The organism is uncultured Kluyvera sp. (assembly GCF_902485085.1).
Classification (GTDB): Bacteria; Pseudomonadota; Gammaproteobacteria; order Enterobacterales; family Enterobacteriaceae; genus Kluyvera; species Kluyvera ascorbata.
The window spans coordinates 1-2,322 of record NZ_CABTJS010000064.1; the positions used below are offsets into that span (position 1 = coordinate 1).

The 2,322-nt window shown below is 54.6% G+C and carries 1 pseudogene; it reads right to left on the bottom strand.

The annotated features are described in order from the left end of the window. Positions 1–2,322: pseudogene (locus RDN66_RS07385) on the bottom strand (DNA-directed RNA polymerase subunit beta'); the annotation flags it as partial.

Consider the following 2,322-nt stretch of genomic DNA (forward strand, 5'->3'; position numbering starts at 1 on the left):
ATGCACACCACGCAGACGCAGGATGTCATGCGGCGCTTCCGGACCGTCGGAAACCACGTCACCACGTTCTACACGTTCACCTTCGAACACGTTGAGCTGACGCCATTTCGGAATCATCTCTTCGTACGGTTCGCTACCGTCTACCGGGGTGATAACCAGACGACGTTTACCTTTGGTTTCTTTACCGAAGGAAACGATACCGCTGATTTCAGCCAGGATTGCCGGCTCTTTCGGACGACGTGCTTCGAACAGGTCCGCAACGCGCGGCAGACCACCGGTGATGTCCTTGGTACCGCCGGATTCCTGCGGAATACGCGCCAGGGTGTCACCAGAGCTGATCTGTACGCCATCTTCCAGCTGAACAATCGCTTTACCCGGCAGGAAGTACTGCGCAGGCATATCGGTACCCGGGATCAGAACGTCGTTACCCTGAGCATCAACGATTTTCAGTGCCGGACGCAGATCTTTACCACCTGCGGTACGTTCTGCGGAATCCAGAACCACCAGCGAAGACAGACCGGTCAATTCGTCGGTCTGACGAGTAATGGTCTGGCCGTCGATCATGTCAGTAAAGCGTACAAAACCGCTTACTTCGGTGATAACCGGCATGGTGTGCGGGTCCCAGTTTGCAACGGTTTCGCCGCCAGCAACCTGTTCGCCATCGCCTTTCGCCAGTACCGCACCGTAAGGTACTTTGTAGCTTTCTTTGGTACGACCGAATTCGTCGATCAGTTTCAGTTCGGTGTTACGGGAAGTGATAACCAGTTTACCGCTGGAGTTCACAACCGACTTCGCGTTGCTGAGCTTGATGCTACCTTTGTTCTTAACCTGGATGCTGGATTCAGCAGCCGCACGAGATGCCGCACCACCGATGTGGAACGTACGCATCGTCAGCTGTGTACCAGGTTCACCGATGGACTGTGCAGCGATAACGCCGATAGCCTCACCTTTGTTGATGATGTGGCCACGCGCCAGGTCACGACCGTAGCAGTGCGCACATACACCAAAGTCGGTGTCACAGGATACAACGGAACGCACTTTGACGGAGTCAACGGAGTTCTCTTCCAACAGATCACACCACTGCTCGTTCAGCAGCGTGTTACGTGGAACCAGAATGTCCGCGGTGCCCGGCTTCAGAACGTCTTCAGCAGTCACACGACCCAGTACGCGATCGCGCAGTGGCTCTTTAACGTCACCACCCTCGATAACCGGGGTCATGGTGATACCTTCCAGGGTGCCACAGTCGTCTTCAGTAACGACCAGGTCCTGTGCCACGTCAACCAGACGACGAGTCAGGTAACCGGAGTTCGCTGTTTTCAGTGCGGTATCCGCCAGACCTTTACGAGCACCGTGAGTGGAGATGAAGTACTGGAGTACGTTCAGACCTTCACGGAAGTTCGCGGTGATTGGCGTTTCGATGATGGAGCCATCTGGCTTAGCCATCAGACCACGCATACCAGCCAGCTGACGAATCTGTGCCGCAGAACCACGCGCACCGGAGTCGGCCATCATGTAGATGCTGTTGAAGGAAACCTGCTGCTCTTCTTTACCTTCACGGTTAATGACGGTTTCAGTTTGCAGGTTATCCATCATCGCTTTGGATACACGATCGTTCGCCGCAGCCCAGATATCGATAACTTTGTTGTAGCGTTCGCCAGCGGTTACCAGACCAGACTGGAACTGCTCCTGGATCTCAGCAACTTCAGCTTCCGCTTCGCTGATGATTTCGTATTTCTTCTCTGGGATAACCATGTCGTCGATACCAACAGAGGCGCCTGAGCGCGCTGCATAGGCAAAGCCGGTGTACATGGTCTGGTCAGCGAAGATTACGGTCGGCTTCAGGCCCAGAATGCGGTAACAGGTGTTCAGCATTTTGGAGATAGCTTTCTTGCCCAGCGCCTGGTTGACGATGGAGAAAGGCAGACCTTTCGGTACGATCATCCACAGAATAGCACGGCCAACGGTCGTGTCTTTCAGGCTGGTGTGCGCAACGAATTCGCCGTTTTCATCTTTTTCGTATTCGGTGATACGCACTTTAACGCGCGCATGCAGAGAGGCCAGACCTGCGCGATAGATACGCTCAGCTTCTTTAGGGCCAGTCAGCACCATGCCTTCGCCTTTGGCGTTAACACAGTCACGGGTCATGTAGTACAGACCCAATACAACGTCCTGAGAAGGAACGATGATTGGCTCGCCGTTCGCTGGGGACAGGATGTTGTTGGTAGACATCATCAGCGCACGCGCTTCCAGCTGGGCTTCCAGCGTCAGCGGTACGTGAACAGCCATCTGGTCACCATCGAAGTCGGCGTTATATGCCGCACA